The sequence below is a fragment of the Cellulosimicrobium sp. NPDC057862 genome (assembly GCF_042797035.1).
Classification (GTDB): Bacteria; Actinomycetota; Actinomycetes; order Actinomycetales; family Cellulomonadaceae; genus Cellulosimicrobium.
On record NZ_JBHVMH010000010.1, the window covers coordinates 102,352 to 118,181 of the forward strand.

Genomic DNA, 15,830 nt, shown 5'->3' on the forward strand with positions numbered 1-15,830 from the left:
GGACGGGTGCGTCGGCGGGAGGTCTGGTGGCGAGAGCCATGGTCGGCGCGCTGCAGCGGGTGGGTGAGGCGCCCGTGCCGCACACTGACCGGGTGCCACCTCCCGTGACGACGAACCCCGCGGTCGACGCCGCGCTGTCGGCGTGCGCCGGCGGCGACCCGGCGGCGTTCGCGCCCGTCTACGACGCGCTCGCGCCGGTCGCCTACGGCACGTGCCTGGGTGTCCTGCGGGACCCGGACCACGCGGCGGAGGTCGTCCAGGAGGTGATGGTCGAGGTGTGGCAGACGGCGGAGCGGTACGACGCGACGCGCGGCTCGGCGCGCACGTGGGTCGTGACGCTCGCGCGGAGACGGGCCGTGGACCGCGTGCGAGCCGAGCAGGCGCGTCGCGACCGGGACCAGCGCGACGTGGACGCGTCGACGGCCTCGGTGCCGCGTGACGTCGTCGTCGAGGACGTCGAGCGGCGGCTGGAGGGCGCGGCCGTGCGCCGGTGCCTGGACTCGCTCACGGCGACGCAGCGGGAGGCGGTCGTGCAGGCGTACTACGGCGGTCTCACGTACCGCGAGGTCGCCGAGCGGCTCGACGCGGCCCTCCCGACCGTGAAGTCCCGGATCCGGGACGGGCTCCTGCGTCTGCGCGACTGCCTGGGGGTGCGCCGTGGCTGACGAGAACTCTCCGCACGAGGCTGGTGCGGACGACCCGCGGGACGTCCGCGACCTGCTGCCCGCCTACGCGCTCGACGCCGTGGACGACGTCGAGCGGCGCGCCGTCGAGCGCCTGCTCGCGTCCGACCCCGACGCGCGCCGCGAGCTCGACGAGTACCGCGACGTCGTGGCGGCGTTCGCGGTCGAGAGCGCCCCGCCGCCCGGCCTGCGCGACGCCGTGCTGGCCCGCGTGGCCGCGTCCCCCGGAACGGGTGCCGCTCCGGGCGCGGTGCCGAGCGCGCGGTCGGACGCTGGGCCGGACGCTGGTTCGGACGAGGCGCCGCGTACCGGGACGGACACGTCCGCCGGAGAGGGCGCGGGGGACGGCGTGGTCGTCGACCTCGCGGCCGCGCGCCGCGCACGCCGCCGGCGCTGGACCGGTCTCGCGGCGGCGGTGGCCGCGGCGGTGGCGGTGGCCGTCCCGACGACGGTCGCGGTGCGCGCGACGCAGGAGCAGTCGCGCCTGCAGGAGCAGGCCGACGCGATCGCCCAGATGCTGGCGGACCCCGACGCGACGATCCTGCACGGCGACGTCGAGGGGGGCGGCCAGGCGTCCGTGCTCGCCGCCGGCGACGACATGTACTTCCGCGCGTCCGACCTGCCCGACGCCGGCGACGACCGCGACTACCAGCTCTGGGTGGTCGAGGCCGACGGCGCGGTCGTCTCGGCGGGCGTGCTCGACGTCCGGGACGGGAGCACGTCGCGGCTCGTCCAGGACGAGCCGGGCGTCGGGATGGCCGTGACGGTCGAGCCGGCGGGCGGTTCCGAGCAGCCCACGGCGGACCCGGTGGTCGCGCTCGTCGGCTGATCGCCACGGCCCCGGAGGGGTGGGGACGCGCGGGGAGAACCCGTGCGGATCTCGACCCATCCACCCGGGGCCGCGCTCCGAACCCTCGGCATGACGCCCCGCACCGGCGGGGCGACGACCCGAGGAGAGACCGATGAACGTTCGCACCCGCACGTCGTACGCCGTCGCCGGCATCGCCACGCTCGCCGTGCTCGGCCTGTCCGCGTGCAGCTCGGACTCGGACACGGGGGCCGACTCGACGACGGCCGACTCCCAGGCCGAGGACACCATGACGGACGACTCGACGTCCGACGACATGACCGAGGGCTCGGACGACATGGCGGCCGACCCCGCCGCGAACCTCGTGGGCCCCGGCTGCGCGGCGTACGCGGAGCAGGTCCCCGACGGCGCCGGGTCGATCACCGGCATGTCGACGGACCCCGTCGCCGTGGCGGCGTCGAACAACCCGCTGCTCACGACGCTCACCGCGGCCGTCTCGGGTGAGCTCAACCCGGACGTCAACCTCGTCGACACGCTCAACGGCGGCGAGTTCACCGTGTTCGCCCCCGTCGACGACGCGTTCGCGAAGATCGACGCCGCGACGCTCGACTCGCTCAAGACGGACGCCGACACGCTGACGAAGATCCTCACCTACCACGTGGTGCCCGGCCAGCTCACGCCCGACCAGGTCGTCGGCGAGCACGAGACCGTCGAGGGCGGCACGGTCGAGGTGACCGGCTCGGGCGACGAGCTCATGGTCAACGACGCGGCCGTCGTCTGCGGCGGCGTGATGACGCAGAACGCGACCGTGTACCTCGTCGACTCGGTGCTCATGCCGACCATGTGACGCGTACCGCGCCGACCTCAGGCGCGAGCAGGACTCCGCAGCCCCGTGCGGAGCGCGACGGCCCCGCCCCACGGTCGGGGCCGTCGTCGTGCGCCGTGGCGGAGCCGTGACCCCTTGCGGCGGACCCATCCATGCGGGCGACCGGTCCGAACCCCGGGCATGGAGACGCTGATCGTCATCGGCCTGCTCGGGGGACTCATCACGGGGATCTCGCCGTGCATCCTGCCGATGCTCCCCGTCATCTTCTTCGCGGGCGGCGTGCAGGGCGCGCGCACGGGGGAGAAGCCGTCGGCCGCCGGGGAGCCCGCGGCGGGCGGCGTCTCGCCGGCGCTGTTCGCGGGCGTCCCGGACGCGGTCCGCGTCGGCGGTCGCCCGGCCGCGGGGCTGCGTGGCCCGGTCGGCTCGGGCGGCGCGCAGGAGGCCGCCGGGGTGCGGGAGGTCGCGGCGCGGCCGACGCGCGGCGGGACGCTCGCCCTCGACCTGTCGACGGGGGACGCGGCCGAGCCCGCCGCCCCGGCCGACGGCGGGACCGACCGCCGCGCGTCCCGGCGCGCCGCGCGCCCGGCGGGTCGCTCGTGGCGCCCTTACCTCGTCATCGCGGGCCTGGTCCTCAGCTTCAGCGTCTTCACGCTCCTCGGCTCCCTCGTGCTGACCGCGCTCGGGCTCCCGCAGGACCTGCTGCGCTGGGCGGGGATCGTGCTCCTCGTCGCGATCGGCGTCGGGATGATCGTGCCGCGCGTCGAGGAGGTCCTGGAGCGGCCGTTCCGGCGGATCGCGGCGCTCGGGGCACGACGCGGCGCCGCCCGCCAGGACCGCGGGGCGTTCGTGCTCGGCCTCGGCCTCGGCGTGCTGTACGTGCCGTGCGCCGGGCCCGTCCTCGCGGCGATCACCGTCGCGGGGGCGACGGGGAACATCGGTCCCGGCACCGTCGCGCTGACGGTGTCGTTCGCGGTCGGGGCGGCGGTCCCGCTGCTGGTCTTCGCGCTCGCGGGCCGGCGCGTCGCGGAGCGGGTCCGCGGGTTCCAGCGGCACACGCGCGGCATCCGCGTCACGGGCGGGGTCGTCATGATCGCGCTCGCGGGCGCGCTCGCGCTCGACCTCCCCGCCGCGCTCCAGCGCGCCCTGCCCGACTACACGGGCGCGCTCCAGCAACGGGTCGACGAGAACGAGGCCGTGCGCGAGGCGCTCGACCTCGGCGGCCTCGTCACCGACGAGAACCGCGAGCTGTCGAACTGCTCGAACGGCGCGCCCGTGCTGGAGGACTGCGGCACCGCCCCGGAGCTGCGCGGCATCGACACGTGGCTCAACACCCCGGGCGGCGAGGCGCTGACGCTCGACGGGCTGCGGGGGAAGGTCGTGCTCGTCGACTTCTGGACCTACTCGTGCATCAACTGCCAGCGCGCGATCCCGCACGTCAACGCCTGGTACGACCGGTACCGCGACGTCGGCGACGGCTTCGAGGTCGTCGGGGTCCACACGCCCGAGTTCGCGTTCGAGCGCGAGACGCGCAACGTCGTCGCGGGAGCGCGGGACCTCGGCGTCACCTACCCCGTCGCCCAGGACAACTCGTATGCGACCTGGACCGCCTACCGGAACCGCTACTGGCCCGCGCAGTACCTCGTCGACGCCGACGGGACGGTGCGCCACATCCGGTTCGGGGAGGGCGGGTACGAGGACACCGAGCGCCTCGTGCGCGAGCTCCTGCAGGACGCGAACCCCGGCGTCGAGCTGCCCGAGCCCACCGCCGTCGGCGACACCACGCCGCAGGACGAGACGACGCCAGAGACCTACTTCTCCATCAAGCGCGTCGTCAACTACGCCGGCGAGCCGCGCTACGCCGCGGGGCAGCAGGACTTCACGCTCGCCGACGACCAGCGGCAGGACACGTTCTCCCTCGGCGGCACGTGGGACGTCGACTTCCAGGGCGCGACCGCCGTGTCCGACGACGCGCGCGTGCGCCTCGCGTACCGCTCGACCGACGTGTTCACTGTGCTCGGCGGTGAGGGCACCGTCACGGCCCGCGTCACGTCGGACGGGCGGACCACGACCCGCGACGTCGACGTGTCGGGAAGCCCGACGCTCTACCCCGTCCTGGAGGGCGACGGCCCGACCGCAGGGCTCGTCGAGCTCGACGTCCCCGCCGGTGTGCAGGTGTTCACCGCCACCTTCGGGTGACGCACGTCAGCTCGCGAGCTCCCGCGCGGGCGTCCAGGACCCGATCGTCGCCGTCCCGCCGCCGAGCAGGTCGAGGCCGTCGCCGACGCCGGGGATCCCCGAGAGCCCGACGACGGACTCCGGGTCGCCCGGGTGCGGGGCCACGAGCAGCGTCGTGACGAGCGGCGGGTCGTCGGCCGTCGACCCGCCGCGCCACGAGAGCGCGGCCCAGGCCGTGGCGCCCGGTGCGAGCGTGAGCGGGGCGAGGCCGTCGTCGTCCGGCTCGAGGAGCACGTCCGTCTCCGAGCCGTCGTCCGCGACGAAGCGGACCGCGGGGGCGCCCGCGAGGACGCACTCCGTGGTGCCGTCGTTGCGGGCCGTGACGGTGAGGAACCGGCGCCCCGCCGCGGCGTCGAACCCCAGGGCCCCGAGCGTGAGGTCGCCGGGCGCGCACGCGCCCGCGGGGCGCGCCTCGGTCGTCGGGGCGACCCCCGCGACGAACCCGGAGCGCGTCGCCGACGAGCCACCGTCCGTCGAGCCGTGGACCTGGTACGCGAGCACCGGGCCGGAGTAGGCCGCGCCGTCGAGGACGCGCGCGACCACGGCCGCGTCGCCCGAGGTGATCACCGTGAGCAGAGGGTCCTGCGGGAACGCGTCGCGGACGGCGTCGTGCACGACCTGCGTCACGCCGGGCTCCGCCGCGACGTCGGCCAGGAGCGTGAGCAGGGCGTCGTCGGGGACGGTCAGCCCGTCGCCGTCGTAGGTGCCGACGCCGGAGCCCTCGACGCCGAGGCTCGTCAGCCCGCGGCCCTCGGCACGTACGAGCGCGGCGACGGGGACGAGGTCGCCGGGCGAGCGGACGTCGACGGACGCGGACCCGGGGGACAGGAACACGCGCCGGACGGAGTCGTGCGCGACGAGGCGCACCGCGTCGGCGACGGCGTCGGTCCCGAGGAGCTCGGGGCGCGGCTCCCCGGTGGCCGGGTCGACGCCGCGGTCGGTGCCCATCCCCGGGCCGACCGCGATGGCGAGCGTCCCGCCGCTCGCGCCCGTGCCCTCGACGCGGAGCGACCAGGCACCGCCGCCGGGCACGGCGGCGACGATCGCGCTCGCGTCCTCCGCGGTGCGCTGCGCGTCCTCGGGGGACGGGAGCGGGGTGACGAGCGTGATCTCGGCCGACGACGCCCCGGCCGACCCGTTCACCTGCACGTCCTCGACACCCGGCAGGGCGAGCAGGAGCGCGGTCGTGTCCTCCGCCCCGTGCTCAGGATCGAAGGGCCCGGGCGACGGCGCCGTCGACCCGTCCGGCGGCGACGACCGGGGCAGGGTCGGGTCCGCGACGGCGGAGCCGAGGATCGTCGGCGCGAGAAGTGCGGCGACGACCGCGAGGCCCACGCCGGCGACCGACGCGACGGCGGCGACCGTGCTCCGCGGGACCCGGCGCGCGCTCGCGGGCCGCGGTCCGTCGGTGCCGTCCGCCGTCGGTACGGTGCGCTCGTCGTCCACGGCCGAGACGCTACCCACGGGGAGGCCCCGGGATGACCGCACCGACGCGGTCTGCGCGGGCTCGCCGCCGAGTCTTCACACCCGACCTGTGACGATCAGGGAGATCGGTGGCCGGGTCGTGTCGCAGGAGCCCTTCCGAATCGGTCTTTCAGCCCATCGGGGGACCTGCCGGGCGCCGCTCCATAGCAGGACTCCTGGATGCCGGCAACATCTGGCATGATCCGGCCATGACAGTGAGGACGGCAGCGGAGCTGGCGGCGGTCGACGACCCCGCCTGGCCGACGCTCTCCCGCATGCTCGGGCGCGGTGGCGTGGAGGTCGTGCCGGCTCCGGCGTGGTCGCTCGAGGTCCTCTTCCGGCTCCAGGTCACGGTCCGTTCGACGCTGGGCGCGCTCGCGCTGCACACGGGCGGCGTGCTCGTCGACGGCGGGTGGCTGCGGATCATCGGCGGGGGCGGGGCCGGGCTGCCGGACCTCGCGACCGTCAACGGGCTCGGCGAGCCGGGCGACGACAGCGTGGCGCCGTCGGTCCTGGTCGTCGCGTACGACGTGCTCGGCGGCACGTTCGCGATCAACGGCGGCGGCCTCCCGGGCCAGCTCGGCAACGTCAACTACTTCGCGCCCGACTCGCTCGCGTGGGTGGACCTCGGGTTCGGCCAGGCGGCGTTCCTCGAGTGGGCGGTGAGCGGCGGGACGACGGAGTTCTACGCCTCCGTGCGCTGGCCCGGCTGGTACGACGAGATCGGGGCGGTCCGCCTCGACGAGGGGCTGAGCCTCTACCCGCCGCTGTGGTCGGAGGAGGGGCGCGACGTCGCGCGGTCGTCGCGCACCCCCGTCCCCCTCGGCGAGCTGGTCGACTGGCACTTCGAGATGGCCGAGCGCATGACGCCGGTCGACGACTACGTGCGCGACGCCGACGAGCACCTCGACGGCTTCGGGGCATGGCCCGCCGAGGACTACCGGCCGTAGCCGTCAGGGCCACCACGGGCCGGGGTCGTCGAGCAGCCCCGGCGGCACGGTGGTGAGCTTGTCGGGGTTCCGCACGATGTCGAGCGCCGCGATGCGGCCGTCGGCGAGCGTGAACGCCAGGACCGTGAGCACCCCCGAGCCGTCGACGAGCGCGAGCCCGGGACTGCCGTTGACGTCGACGGCCCCCGCGCCGCGCGGCCGGTTGCGGAGGTAGGAGAGCAGGACCTCCCCGACGGTCTGCGCCCCCTGGACCGGGTGCCGCAGCGCGCGGACCTTGCCGCCGCCGTCGCCCCGGAGCATCACGTCGGGGTCGAGCAGGCCGAGCAGCGTCGGCAGGTCGTCGCCCGCGCACGCCGCGACGAAGGCCTCGACGACGCGCTCCTGCTCGGCGCGCGACGTCCGGCCTCGCGGCCGTCCCGCCTCGACGTCCTTGCGGGCGCGCGACGCGAGCTGGCGCACCGCCGCGGGGGAGCGCCCGACGACGTCGCCGACCTCCTCGAACGGCAGCCCGAAGACGTCGTGCAGGACGAACGCGACGCGCTGCGCGGGGGAGAGCCGCTCGAGCACGAGGAGCAGCGCCATGCTCACCTCCTCGTCGAGCGTGGCGCGGTCGGCGGGGTCGGCGGCGTCCCGCGCGGTCGCGGCGGACGACGCGACCGGTGACCGCGCGCCGGGTGCGGTGACGACGGGCTCGGGCAGCCACGTCCCCACGTAGCGCTCGCGCCGCACGCGCGCGCTGCCGAGCACGTCGAGCGCGAGGCGGCCGACCGTCGTCGTGAGCCACGCCGCGAGGTTGCGGATCGACGCCGGGTCCTGGGTGCGCAGGCGCAGCCACGCGTCCTGCACGCAGTCCTCGGCGTCCGACCAGGAACCGGTCGTCGCGTAGGCGAGGCGCAGGAGGCGCGGGCGCTCGGCCTCGAAGGCGTGCGCGAGGTCGTCGGTGCTCATCGCGCGGTCGTCGCCGCGGTGCGCTGCGCCGCGAGCCAGTTGCCGAACGTCGTCGTGCCGCGCGCGTCGGGGTGCGGGTCGGTGAGACCGCCCGCGCGCAGCGCGCGCCCGAGCTTCCCGGGAAGCGGGACGCGGACGGGGAGCGCCCGCGAGCCGGTCGCCGAGCGCCAGGCGCGCGCCGCGTCCCGCAGGTCCAGGATCTCCGGCCCGGCGACGGTCGTGGTCGACCGTCGCGGCTCGCGGCCCGCGGCGTCGGCGACGGCCGAGGCCGCGTCCTGCGCCGCGACGGGCTGGACCGGCGCGCGCAGCAGCGGCACGACACCGCGCCGCGCGGCGCCCGCGAGCGTCCCGGCGACGAACTCGTGGAACTGCGTCACCGCGACGACCGTCCAGGGGACCTCGCCTGCGGCGACCGCCCGCTCCTGCTCGACCTTCACGCCGTAGTAGGCCATCGGCACATCGTGGCACCCCACGATCGAGACGAGCACGTGGTGCCGCACCCCCGCGTCGTGCTCGGCCGCCAGGAGCCGCCGCGTCCCGTCGACGAGCGTCGCGCGCGCGTCCGCCGTGGACGACGACGCGTTGCTCGCGTCCACGACCACGTCGACCCCGGCGAGCGCGGCGGTCAGCCCGGCGCCCGTCGTGAGGTCGACGGGGTAGCGCCCCGCGTGCCGGCTCAGCGCGCGCACCTCGTGCCCGCGCGCGGCCAGCTCCGCGACGACGTGCCGGCCGATCGTCCCTGTCCCACCTGTCACTGCGATCCTCATACCGGTACGACGCCGCAGCGCCCCGGGATGTGACACGGCCACCCGCGATCGATACTTGTATACAAGTGCGCAGATCGTGTGGCACGATGGCGGGGTGACGACGACGCCCGACCTGCGCGCTGCCGTCGGGCAGGCCACGACGGCCCCCGGCGACGCAGGTCTCGCACGTCGCCAGTCCGGGGCCCGCGCGGTCTACGACCTCCTCCGTGGCCGCATCATCGACGGCTCCCTCGCGCCCGACGCGCGTCTCACCGAGCCCGTGCTGTCCGCCGAGCTCGGCGTCTCCCGGACGCCGGTGCGCGAGGCGCTGCGCCTGCTCCAGGCGGAGGCGCTCGTCGTCGAGCTGCCGACCGGGGGAGTGCGCGTCGCGCCGCTCGACGTCGCGGACGCGCGCCGCGTCTACGACGTCCGCGCCCGCCTCGAGGGCCTGCTCGCCCGGGACGCGTGCGAGCGCGCCACGCCCGACGACGTCGCCCGCCTCGTCCGGCTCGTGACCCTCATGGACGCCGTGCGCGACCACGAGGACGAGGTGCTGCGCGTCGGCGCCCAGTTCCACGGCGAGATCGAGGCGCTCGCCGACAACCGCTGGGGGTCGGCGCTCCTGCGCCAGATCCGCGGCCACGTCGACCGGTACCGCGCGCTCGCCGCGCGCCGCCGCGTCGGTACCACCGACCACGTCGACGAGCACCGCGCGGTCGCCGACGCGATCGCGAGCCGCGACCCCGACGCCGCCGAGGCCGCGATGCGCGCGCACATCGAGCGCAGCGCGGCCCTCGCCGAGCAGTCCCTGCGCGGCGTGGGGTCGGCGACCGACGACCTCCCCTGACCACCGCCCACCGCACGACGGAGACACCGATGCCGTACACCCACCACCTGCGCGTCTACCCCAGCGCGGAGCCGCTCGACCGCACCGACCAGCTCGCGTGGAAGCTCGCCGAGCTCGCGACGGACCGGGTGGAGGTCACGCCCGAGGTCGTCGACATGGTGATCAACCGCGTCATCGACAACGCGGCCGTCGCCGCGGCGAGCCTCGTGCGCGGTCCCGCGGTCGCCGCGCGCGGCCAGGCGCTCGCGCACCCCTACGTCCCGGGAGCGACGGTGTTCGGCTGCGACCTCGAGACCCGCACGAGCCCCGAGTGGGCGGCGTGGGCGAACGGCGTCGCGGTGCGCGAGCTCGACTTCCACGACACGTTCCTCGCCGCCGAGTACTCCCACCCGGGCGACAACATCCCGCCGATCCTCGCCGTCGCGCAGCATGCCGGGTCCGACGGCGCCGCGGTGGTCCGGGCGATCGCGACCGGCTACGAGATCCAGGTCGACCTCGTGCGCGCGATCAGCCTCCACCAGCACAAGATCGACCACGTCGCGCACCTCGGGCCGTCGGCCGCCGCGGGCATCGGCACGCTGCTCGGCCTCGACACCGAGACCGTGTTCCAGGCGATCGGCCAGGCCCTGCACACGACGACGGCCACGCGCCAGTCCCGCAAGGGTCAGATCTCCACGTGGAAGGCGCACGCCCCCGCGTTCGCGGGCAAGGTCGCGGTCGAGGCCGTCGACCGGGCGATGCGCGGCCAGACGTCCCCCGAGCCGATCTACGAGGGCGAGGACGGCGTCGTCGCGTGGCTGCTCGACGGTCCGGACGCGGCGTACGACGTCGTGCTCCCCGCCCCCGGCGAGCCGAAGACCGCGATCCTCGACACGTACACCAAGGAGCACTCGGCGGAGTACCAGTCGCAGGCGCTCATCGACCTCGCCCGGGCGCTGCACGACGAGCACCCCTGGCTCGCCGACCCCGACAACGTGACGAGCGTCGTCATCCACACGAGCCACCACACCCACTACGTCATCGGCTCGGGCGCGAACGACCCGCAGAAGTACGACCCGACCGCGTCGCGCGAGACGCTCGACCACTCGATCCCGTACATCTTCGCGGTCGCGCTGCAGGACGGCGGCTGGCACCACGTCGACTCGTACGCGCCCGAGCGTGCGGGGCGACCGGACACGGTCGCGCTGTGGGCCAAGGTCACGACGGCCGAGGACCCGGAGTGGACGCGCCGCTACCACTCGATCGACCCGGCAGAGAAGGCGTTCGGCGGGCGCGTCGAGATCGAGCTCGCCGACGGCGGCCGGCTCGTCCGCGAGATCGCCGTCGCCGACGCGCACCCGCTCGGCGCGCGGCCGTTCGGCCGCGAGCAGTACGTGCGCAAGTTCCGCACGCTCGCGGAGGGCGTCCTCGAGGACGCGGAGATCGAGCGCTTCCTCGACCTCGCGCAGCGGCTCCCGTCGCTCACGCCGGCAGAGGTGCGCGAGCTGACGATCGTCGGCCGCCCGGGGCTGCTCGACTCCGTCCCCACCCCGACGGGGCTGTTCGAGCTGGGGCGCGGCGACGTCGGCGGGGCGCCGGCCGAGTTCGAGGGCGAGGGCTTCACCATGCACGAGGCGGACGAGCCCGCGACCGAGGGAGAGGCGCGCTGATGCTGTACAGCCAGGTGACGCCGTCCGACAAGCGACGCGCGTTCCGCGCGGCGCTCGACGCCGCGGCGACCACGGGGGAGCCGCTGCGGCTCCCGGGCGCGTTCAACCCGCTGTCCGCGCGCCTGATCCAGGACAAGGGCTTTGAGGGCGTGTACGTGTCCGGGGCGGTGCTGTCGGCGGACCTCGGCCTCCCCGACATCGGCCTCACGACGCTCACCGAGGTCGCGGGGCGCTCGCAGCAGATCGCGCGCGTCACCGACCTGCCCGCGCTCGTCGACGCCGACACCGGGTTCGGCGAGCCGATGAACGTCGCGCGCACCGTCCAGGCGCTCGAGGACGCGGGCGTCGCGGGCGCGCACGTCGAGGACCAGGTCAACCCCAAGCGGTGCGGCCACCTCGACGGCAAGGAGGTCGTCGGGCTCGACGAGGCGGCCAAGCGCGTCCGTGCGGCCGCCGACGCGCGCCGCGACCCGGGCTTCCTCATCATGGCGCGCACCGACGTCCGGGGCACGATCCCCGGCGACGCCGGGCTGCGCGCCGCGATCGACCGCGCCAAGGCGCTCGTCGACGCCGGCGCCGACGCGATCTTCCCCGAGGCCATGAAGGACCTCTCGGAGTTCGAGGCCGTCGCGTCCGCCGTCGACGTGCCCGTGCTCGCCAACATGACCGAGTTCGGCAAGTCCGAGCTCTTCACGCGCCGCCAGCTCGGCGACGCCGGCGTCCGGCTGATCATCTATCCCGTCACGCTCCTGCGGGTCGCGATGGGTGCCGCCGAGCGCGCGCTCGACGAGATCGCCGAGACCGGCACCCAGGCGGGGCAGGTCGAGGGCATGCAGACGCGCGCCCGCCTGTACGAGCTCCTCGACTACGCCGCCTACAACACCTTCGACGAGGGCATCTTCACCTACCGGCCCTGACGACCCGCCGGTGCCGCGCGCCTGTCGGCCGCGGCACCGGCATCTCCCCGCGACCCGTGCTGCACGAAGGAGTGACCGCATGACCACCCCCACCGCACCGACCACCGACGCACCCGAGATCCGCAAGGGCCTCGCGGGCGTCGTCGTCGACGTCACCGCGATCTCCAAGGTCAACCCCGACACGAACTCGCTGCTCTACCGCGGCTACCCGGTGCAGGACCTCGCCGCACGCCGCAGCTTCGAGGAGGTCGCCTACCTCCTGTGGCACGGCGAGCTCCCCACGCCCGAGCAGCTCGGCGAGCAGACCGCCGTCGAGCGCGCGCACCGCGCCCTGCCCGGCAACGTGCGCAACGCGATCCTCGAGCTCCCGACGACGTGCCACCCGATGGACGTCGTCCGCACCGCGATCTCGCAGCTCGGCGCGCACGACCCGGACGCCGAGGACTCGTCACCCGAGGCCGAGCAGGCGAAGGCGGTCCGCCTGTGGGCCGTGCTGCCGGCCGCGGTCGCGCTCGACCAGCGTCGCCGCCGCGGGCAGCAGATCGTCGAGCCGCGCGACGACCTCACCTACGCCGAGAACTTCCTGTGGATGACGTTCGGCGAGGTCCCCGAGGCCGCCGTCGTGCGCGCGTTCGAGGTCTCGATGGTGCTGTACGCGGAGCACTCCTTCAACGCGTCGACCTTCACCGCGCGCGTCATCACGTCGACGCTGTCCGACCTGCACTCCGCCGTGACGGGTGCCGTCGGTGCGCTCAAGGGCCCGCTCCACGGCGGCGCGAACGAGGCCGTCATGGCGACGTTCGCCGAGATCGGCACCGCCGACCGCGCCGAGGCCTGGCTCGACGACGCGCTCTCGCACAAGCGCAAGATCATGGGCTTCGGGCACCGCGTGTACAAGCACGGCGACTCGCGCGTCCCCACCATGCGCGCGACGCTCGACGACCTCGTCGCGCACTACGGCCGCCAGGACCTCCTCGACCTCTACGTCGCGCTCGAGACCGCGATGACCGAGCGCAAGAACATCCTCCCCAACCTCGACTACCCGGCGGGCCCCGCGTACCACCTCATGGGCTTCGACACGCAGATCTTCACCCCGCTGTTCGTCGCGTCGCGCGTGGTGGGCTGGACCGCGCACGTCATGGAGCAGCGAGCGGCGAACGCCCTCATCCGCCCGCTCAGCGAGTACGTCGGCCCGGACCAGCGCGACCTCCCCTGACGCCGGGGGAGCCAGTCAGCTGACGAACGACTCCAGCTCGGCGCGGTCGACGGTGTTGCGGTGGATGAGGGCCTTGACGTCGTCCATGCGGTCCCAGACGTTGACGGCCATGCCTGCCTCGACGCGGCCGTCCTTGACCCAGAACGCGACGAGCTCGCGGTCCGGGACGGAGCCGGAGACGACGACCTCGTCGTAGGCGTCGGGACCGGCGACGAAGCCGAGGTACTCCATGCCGACGTCGTACTGGTCGGAGAAGAAGTAGGGGAGCTCCAGGTAGGGGTCGGTCGAGCCGAGCATCGCGCGCGCGGCGTGCGGGCCCTGGTTGAGCGCGGTCGCCCAGTGCTCGACGCGCACCGACCGCCCGTAGCGCGCGGTCGGCACGCTCGCGATGTCGCCCGCGACGAAGACGTCGGGGTCGGTGGTCTGGAGCGTCGCGGAGGCGACGACGCCGCCCGTCGCGGAGTCGAGCGCGAGGCCCGCGTCGCGGGCGAGCGCGACGTTCGGGACCGCGCCGACGGCGACGAGCACGAGGTCGGCGTCGACGTGCGTCCCGTCGGCGATGTCGACGCCCGTCGCGCGGCCGCCCGAGCCCGAGATGCCCGTGACCTGGGCGCGGCGGTGGAGGTGGACTCCGTGGTCGGTGTGGACCTGCCCGTACAGCTCGCCCATCTCCGGGCCGAGGACGCGCTCGAGGGGGTGCGTACCGAGCCCGATCACCGTGACGTCGAGGCCGAGCGAACGGGCCGACGCCGCGATCTCGAGCCCGATCCAGCCGTCGCCGACGATCGCGAGCCGCCCCGCGCCGCCGTCGTGGGCGGCACGCAGCGCGGCGGCGAGCGCGTCGCTGTCGTCGAGCGTGCGCAGCTCGTGGACGCCGTCCAGGTCGAGGCCGGGCAGCGGGACCCGGCGCGGGGCCGAGCCGGTGGCGAGCAGCAGCTTCTCGTACGGGAGCGTCCGGCCGCCCGAGAGGGCGACGCTCCGACCGGCGAGGTCGACGGCGGTCGCCTCGGTCTCGGTGAGGAGCTCGACGTCGTGCTCGGCGTACCAGTCCGCGGAGAGCGGGAACACCGACTCGCGCTCCGCCTCGCCGCGCAGGTAGTCCTTGGACAGCGGCGGCCGCTCGTACGGTCGGTGCGGCTCGCGCGCGACGACGGTCAGCCCGCCGTCGTAACCCTCGTCACGCAGCGTCTCGACCGCCTTCGCCGCGGCGAGCCCTCCTCCGACGACGACGTGACGACCAACGCTCATGGCGACCTCCGCGGCGACTCGGGCGCCCGGGACTCGGGCGGACGGCCCCAGTCTCGCGCGTTCTCGTGCACGGTGCGAGGTGCGGCGGCACGCGCCGGCGTTCATGCGTTTCGCGTGACGACCCGGGGCGGCGCGCGGGGCAGGCTGACCAGGACAGCACCCGCCGCGCATCGTGCGGCGGTACCCGCGCGGAGGAGGTGCCGTGAGCATCGTCGTCGGCGCGATCGTGACCGTCGCCGTCGTCGCGGTGGCCGTCGCGGCGATGCTGCTCGTCCGGCGGCGCGCACCCGCCGGGAGCCGGTTCAGCGACGGCGACCGGGCCTCCGGGGTCTTCGGCGTGGTCGCCACCGGCTTCTCGGTGCTCCTGGGGTTCATCGTCTTCCTCGCGTTCGAGTCGTACGACGAGGCGCGGAGCGGCGCCGAGTCGGAGGCGCGGATCGTCGTGCAGCAGCTCGAGACCGCACAGTTCCTCGCGCCCGACGACGCGGCCCGGCTGTCCGGAGAGCTCGTCTGCTACGCCCGTTACGTGGTCTCCGAGGAGTGGGAGCAGATGGCGGACGGCGAGCTCGGCGAGGCGGTGAACCCGTGGGGGGTCGCGCTCTACCGGACGATCCGCGACGTCGTCCCCGCGTCGGACACCCAGCAGTCCGCCTACGACCGCTGGATGGACCAGACCGCGGCCCGCGAGGACGCCCGCCAGTCCCGCGTGCACGGTGCGGAAGGCCTGATCCCCCTGCCGCTGTGGCTGGTGCTCTTCGTCGTCTCCGGGACCGTCTTCGTCTTCCTGCTCTTCTTCGCCGACTCGGCGGAGCGTGCTGCGACGCAGGGCCTGCTCATGGGCAGCGTCGCGCTCGTCGTCACGCTCCTGCTGTGCCTGCTCGCGTTCTTCGATCACCCGCACGGGCACCAGGTCGGCAAGCTGCAGCCGACGGCGATGGAGCGTGCCCTCGTCCTCCTGGTGGGGGAGGCGGAGGCGGCAGGGGTGGAGATCGATCCGCCGTGCGACGACTCGGGCACGGCGCGCTGACCGTCAGGCGGCGAACCGCGTGCTGCGCGTCGCCGTCGGCCTCCGGAACGCGGGACATCTCAAGGACGTCGACCGGTGGTGACCTCGATCGCCGAGCCGGGACCACGAACGGGTCACTCGACCCCTGACATGACGAAGGCCCGGAATCGTTGTGATTCCGGGCCTTCCGCCTGGTCGGGGTGACAGGATTTGAACCTGCGACCTCTTCGTCCCGAACGAAGCGCGCTACCAAGCTGCGCCACACCCCGGTTGCTCGTCCGCGAGAT

13 protein-coding genes, 1 tRNA gene and 1 pseudogene are annotated in these 15,830 nt (G+C 74.9%); 10 read left to right on the forward strand and 5 right to left on the reverse strand.

The window, feature by feature from the left end; translation table 11 throughout:
- Positions 1-92: 92 nt before the first annotated feature.
- The 4 genes from sigK to ACFVN3_RS13850 all read left to right on the forward strand — a co-directional run bounded on the left by sigK (position 93) and on the right by ACFVN3_RS13850 (position 4,513).
- Positions 93-665 carry an ECF RNA polymerase sigma factor SigK gene (gene sigK / locus ACFVN3_RS13835; RefSeq protein ID WP_378233453.1) on the forward strand — a complete coding sequence of 191 codons (573 nt, stop codon included), beginning with the start codon at positions 93-95 and terminating at the stop codon, positions 663-665.
- Entirely contained in the window at positions 658-1,512 is an 855-nt protein-coding gene (locus ACFVN3_RS13840) for an anti-sigma factor domain-containing protein (protein ID WP_378233454.1), read from the forward strand. Before sigK ends, ACFVN3_RS13840 begins: the two co-directional genes overlap by 8 nt.
- A 133-nt stretch (positions 1,513-1,645) precedes the next feature.
- Positions 1,646-2,338: a fasciclin domain-containing protein gene (locus ACFVN3_RS13845; RefSeq protein WP_378233456.1), complete on the forward strand. Its 693-nt coding sequence runs from the start codon at positions 1,646-1,648 to the stop codon at positions 2,336-2,338.
- A 159-nt stretch (positions 2,339-2,497) separates the two neighbouring features.
- Positions 2,498-4,513 carry a cytochrome c biogenesis protein DipZ gene (locus tag ACFVN3_RS13850; protein ID WP_378233458.1) on the forward strand — a complete coding sequence of 672 codons (2,016 nt, stop codon included), beginning with the start codon at positions 2,498-2,500 and terminating at the stop codon, positions 4,511-4,513.
- Between the two features lie 6 nt (positions 4,514-4,519).
- Here the strand turns inward: ACFVN3_RS13850 and ACFVN3_RS13855 are convergent, their stop codons facing one another.
- Positions 4,520-5,998, reverse strand: coding sequence for a DUF4232 domain-containing protein (locus ACFVN3_RS13855; RefSeq protein WP_378233459.1), 1,479 nt, complete (start codon positions 5,996-5,998; stop codon positions 4,520-4,522).
- Positions 5,999-6,225: 227 nt separating this feature from the next.
- On the opposite strand from ACFVN3_RS13855, the gene ACFVN3_RS13860 reads away from it, so the two are divergent.
- On the forward strand, positions 6,226-6,966 hold the full coding sequence (locus ACFVN3_RS13860) for a DUF2625 family protein (protein ID WP_378233461.1): 741 nt from the start codon (positions 6,226-6,228) through the stop codon (positions 6,964-6,966).
- A 3-nt stretch (positions 6,967-6,969) separates the two neighbouring features.
- Here the strand turns inward: ACFVN3_RS13860 and sigJ are convergent, their stop codons facing one another.
- Positions 6,970-7,914 (reverse strand): RNA polymerase sigma factor SigJ, encoded by a 945-nt coding sequence (sigJ, locus tag ACFVN3_RS13865; protein WP_378233462.1) that lies wholly within the window; start codon positions 7,912-7,914, stop codon positions 6,970-6,972.
- Positions 7,911-8,669, reverse strand: coding sequence for an SDR family oxidoreductase (locus tag ACFVN3_RS13870; protein ID WP_378233463.1), 759 nt, complete (start codon positions 8,667-8,669; stop codon positions 7,911-7,913). Before ACFVN3_RS13870 ends, sigJ begins: the two co-directional genes overlap by 4 nt.
- A 106-nt stretch (positions 8,670-8,775) precedes the next feature.
- Here ACFVN3_RS13870 and ACFVN3_RS13875 point away from each other — a divergent pair, with 106 nt between their 5' ends.
- From ACFVN3_RS13875 to ACFVN3_RS13890, 4 genes and pseudogenes are all read left to right on the forward strand, one after another.
- A complete protein-coding gene (locus ACFVN3_RS13875) occupies positions 8,776-9,507 on the forward strand; it encodes a GntR family transcriptional regulator (RefSeq protein WP_378233464.1) in 732 nt (243 codons plus the stop codon).
- A 29-nt stretch (positions 9,508-9,536) separates the two neighbouring features.
- Positions 9,537-11,051, forward strand: a pseudogene (locus tag ACFVN3_RS13880) (MmgE/PrpD family protein); the annotation flags it as partial.
- Positions 11,052-11,155: 104 nt separating this feature from the next.
- On the forward strand, positions 11,156-12,073 hold the full coding sequence (gene prpB / locus ACFVN3_RS13885; RefSeq protein ID WP_154797859.1) for a methylisocitrate lyase: 918 nt from the start codon (positions 11,156-11,158) through the stop codon (positions 12,071-12,073).
- Between the two features lie 79 nt (positions 12,074-12,152).
- A complete protein-coding gene (locus ACFVN3_RS13890) occupies positions 12,153-13,289 on the forward strand; it encodes a bifunctional 2-methylcitrate synthase/citrate synthase (protein ID WP_378233466.1) in 1,137 nt (378 codons plus the stop codon).
- 15 nt (positions 13,290-13,304) lie between these two features.
- Here the strand turns inward: ACFVN3_RS13890 and ACFVN3_RS13895 are convergent, their stop codons facing one another.
- Positions 13,305-14,537: an NAD(P)/FAD-dependent oxidoreductase gene (locus ACFVN3_RS13895; protein ID WP_378233468.1), complete on the reverse strand. Its 1,233-nt coding sequence runs from the start codon at positions 14,535-14,537 to the stop codon at positions 13,305-13,307.
- A 202-nt stretch (positions 14,538-14,739) separates the two neighbouring features.
- Here ACFVN3_RS13895 and ACFVN3_RS13900 point away from each other — a divergent pair, with 202 nt between their 5' ends.
- Entirely contained in the window at positions 14,740-15,564 is an 825-nt protein-coding gene (locus ACFVN3_RS13900; RefSeq protein WP_378233470.1) for a hypothetical protein, read from the forward strand.
- A gap of 171 nt (positions 15,565-15,735) precedes the next feature.
- On the opposite strand, the gene ACFVN3_RS13905 is transcribed toward ACFVN3_RS13900, so the two are convergent.
- A tRNA-Pro gene (locus ACFVN3_RS13905) sits at positions 15,736-15,812 on the reverse strand.
- Positions 15,813-15,830: the final 18 nt, after the last annotated feature.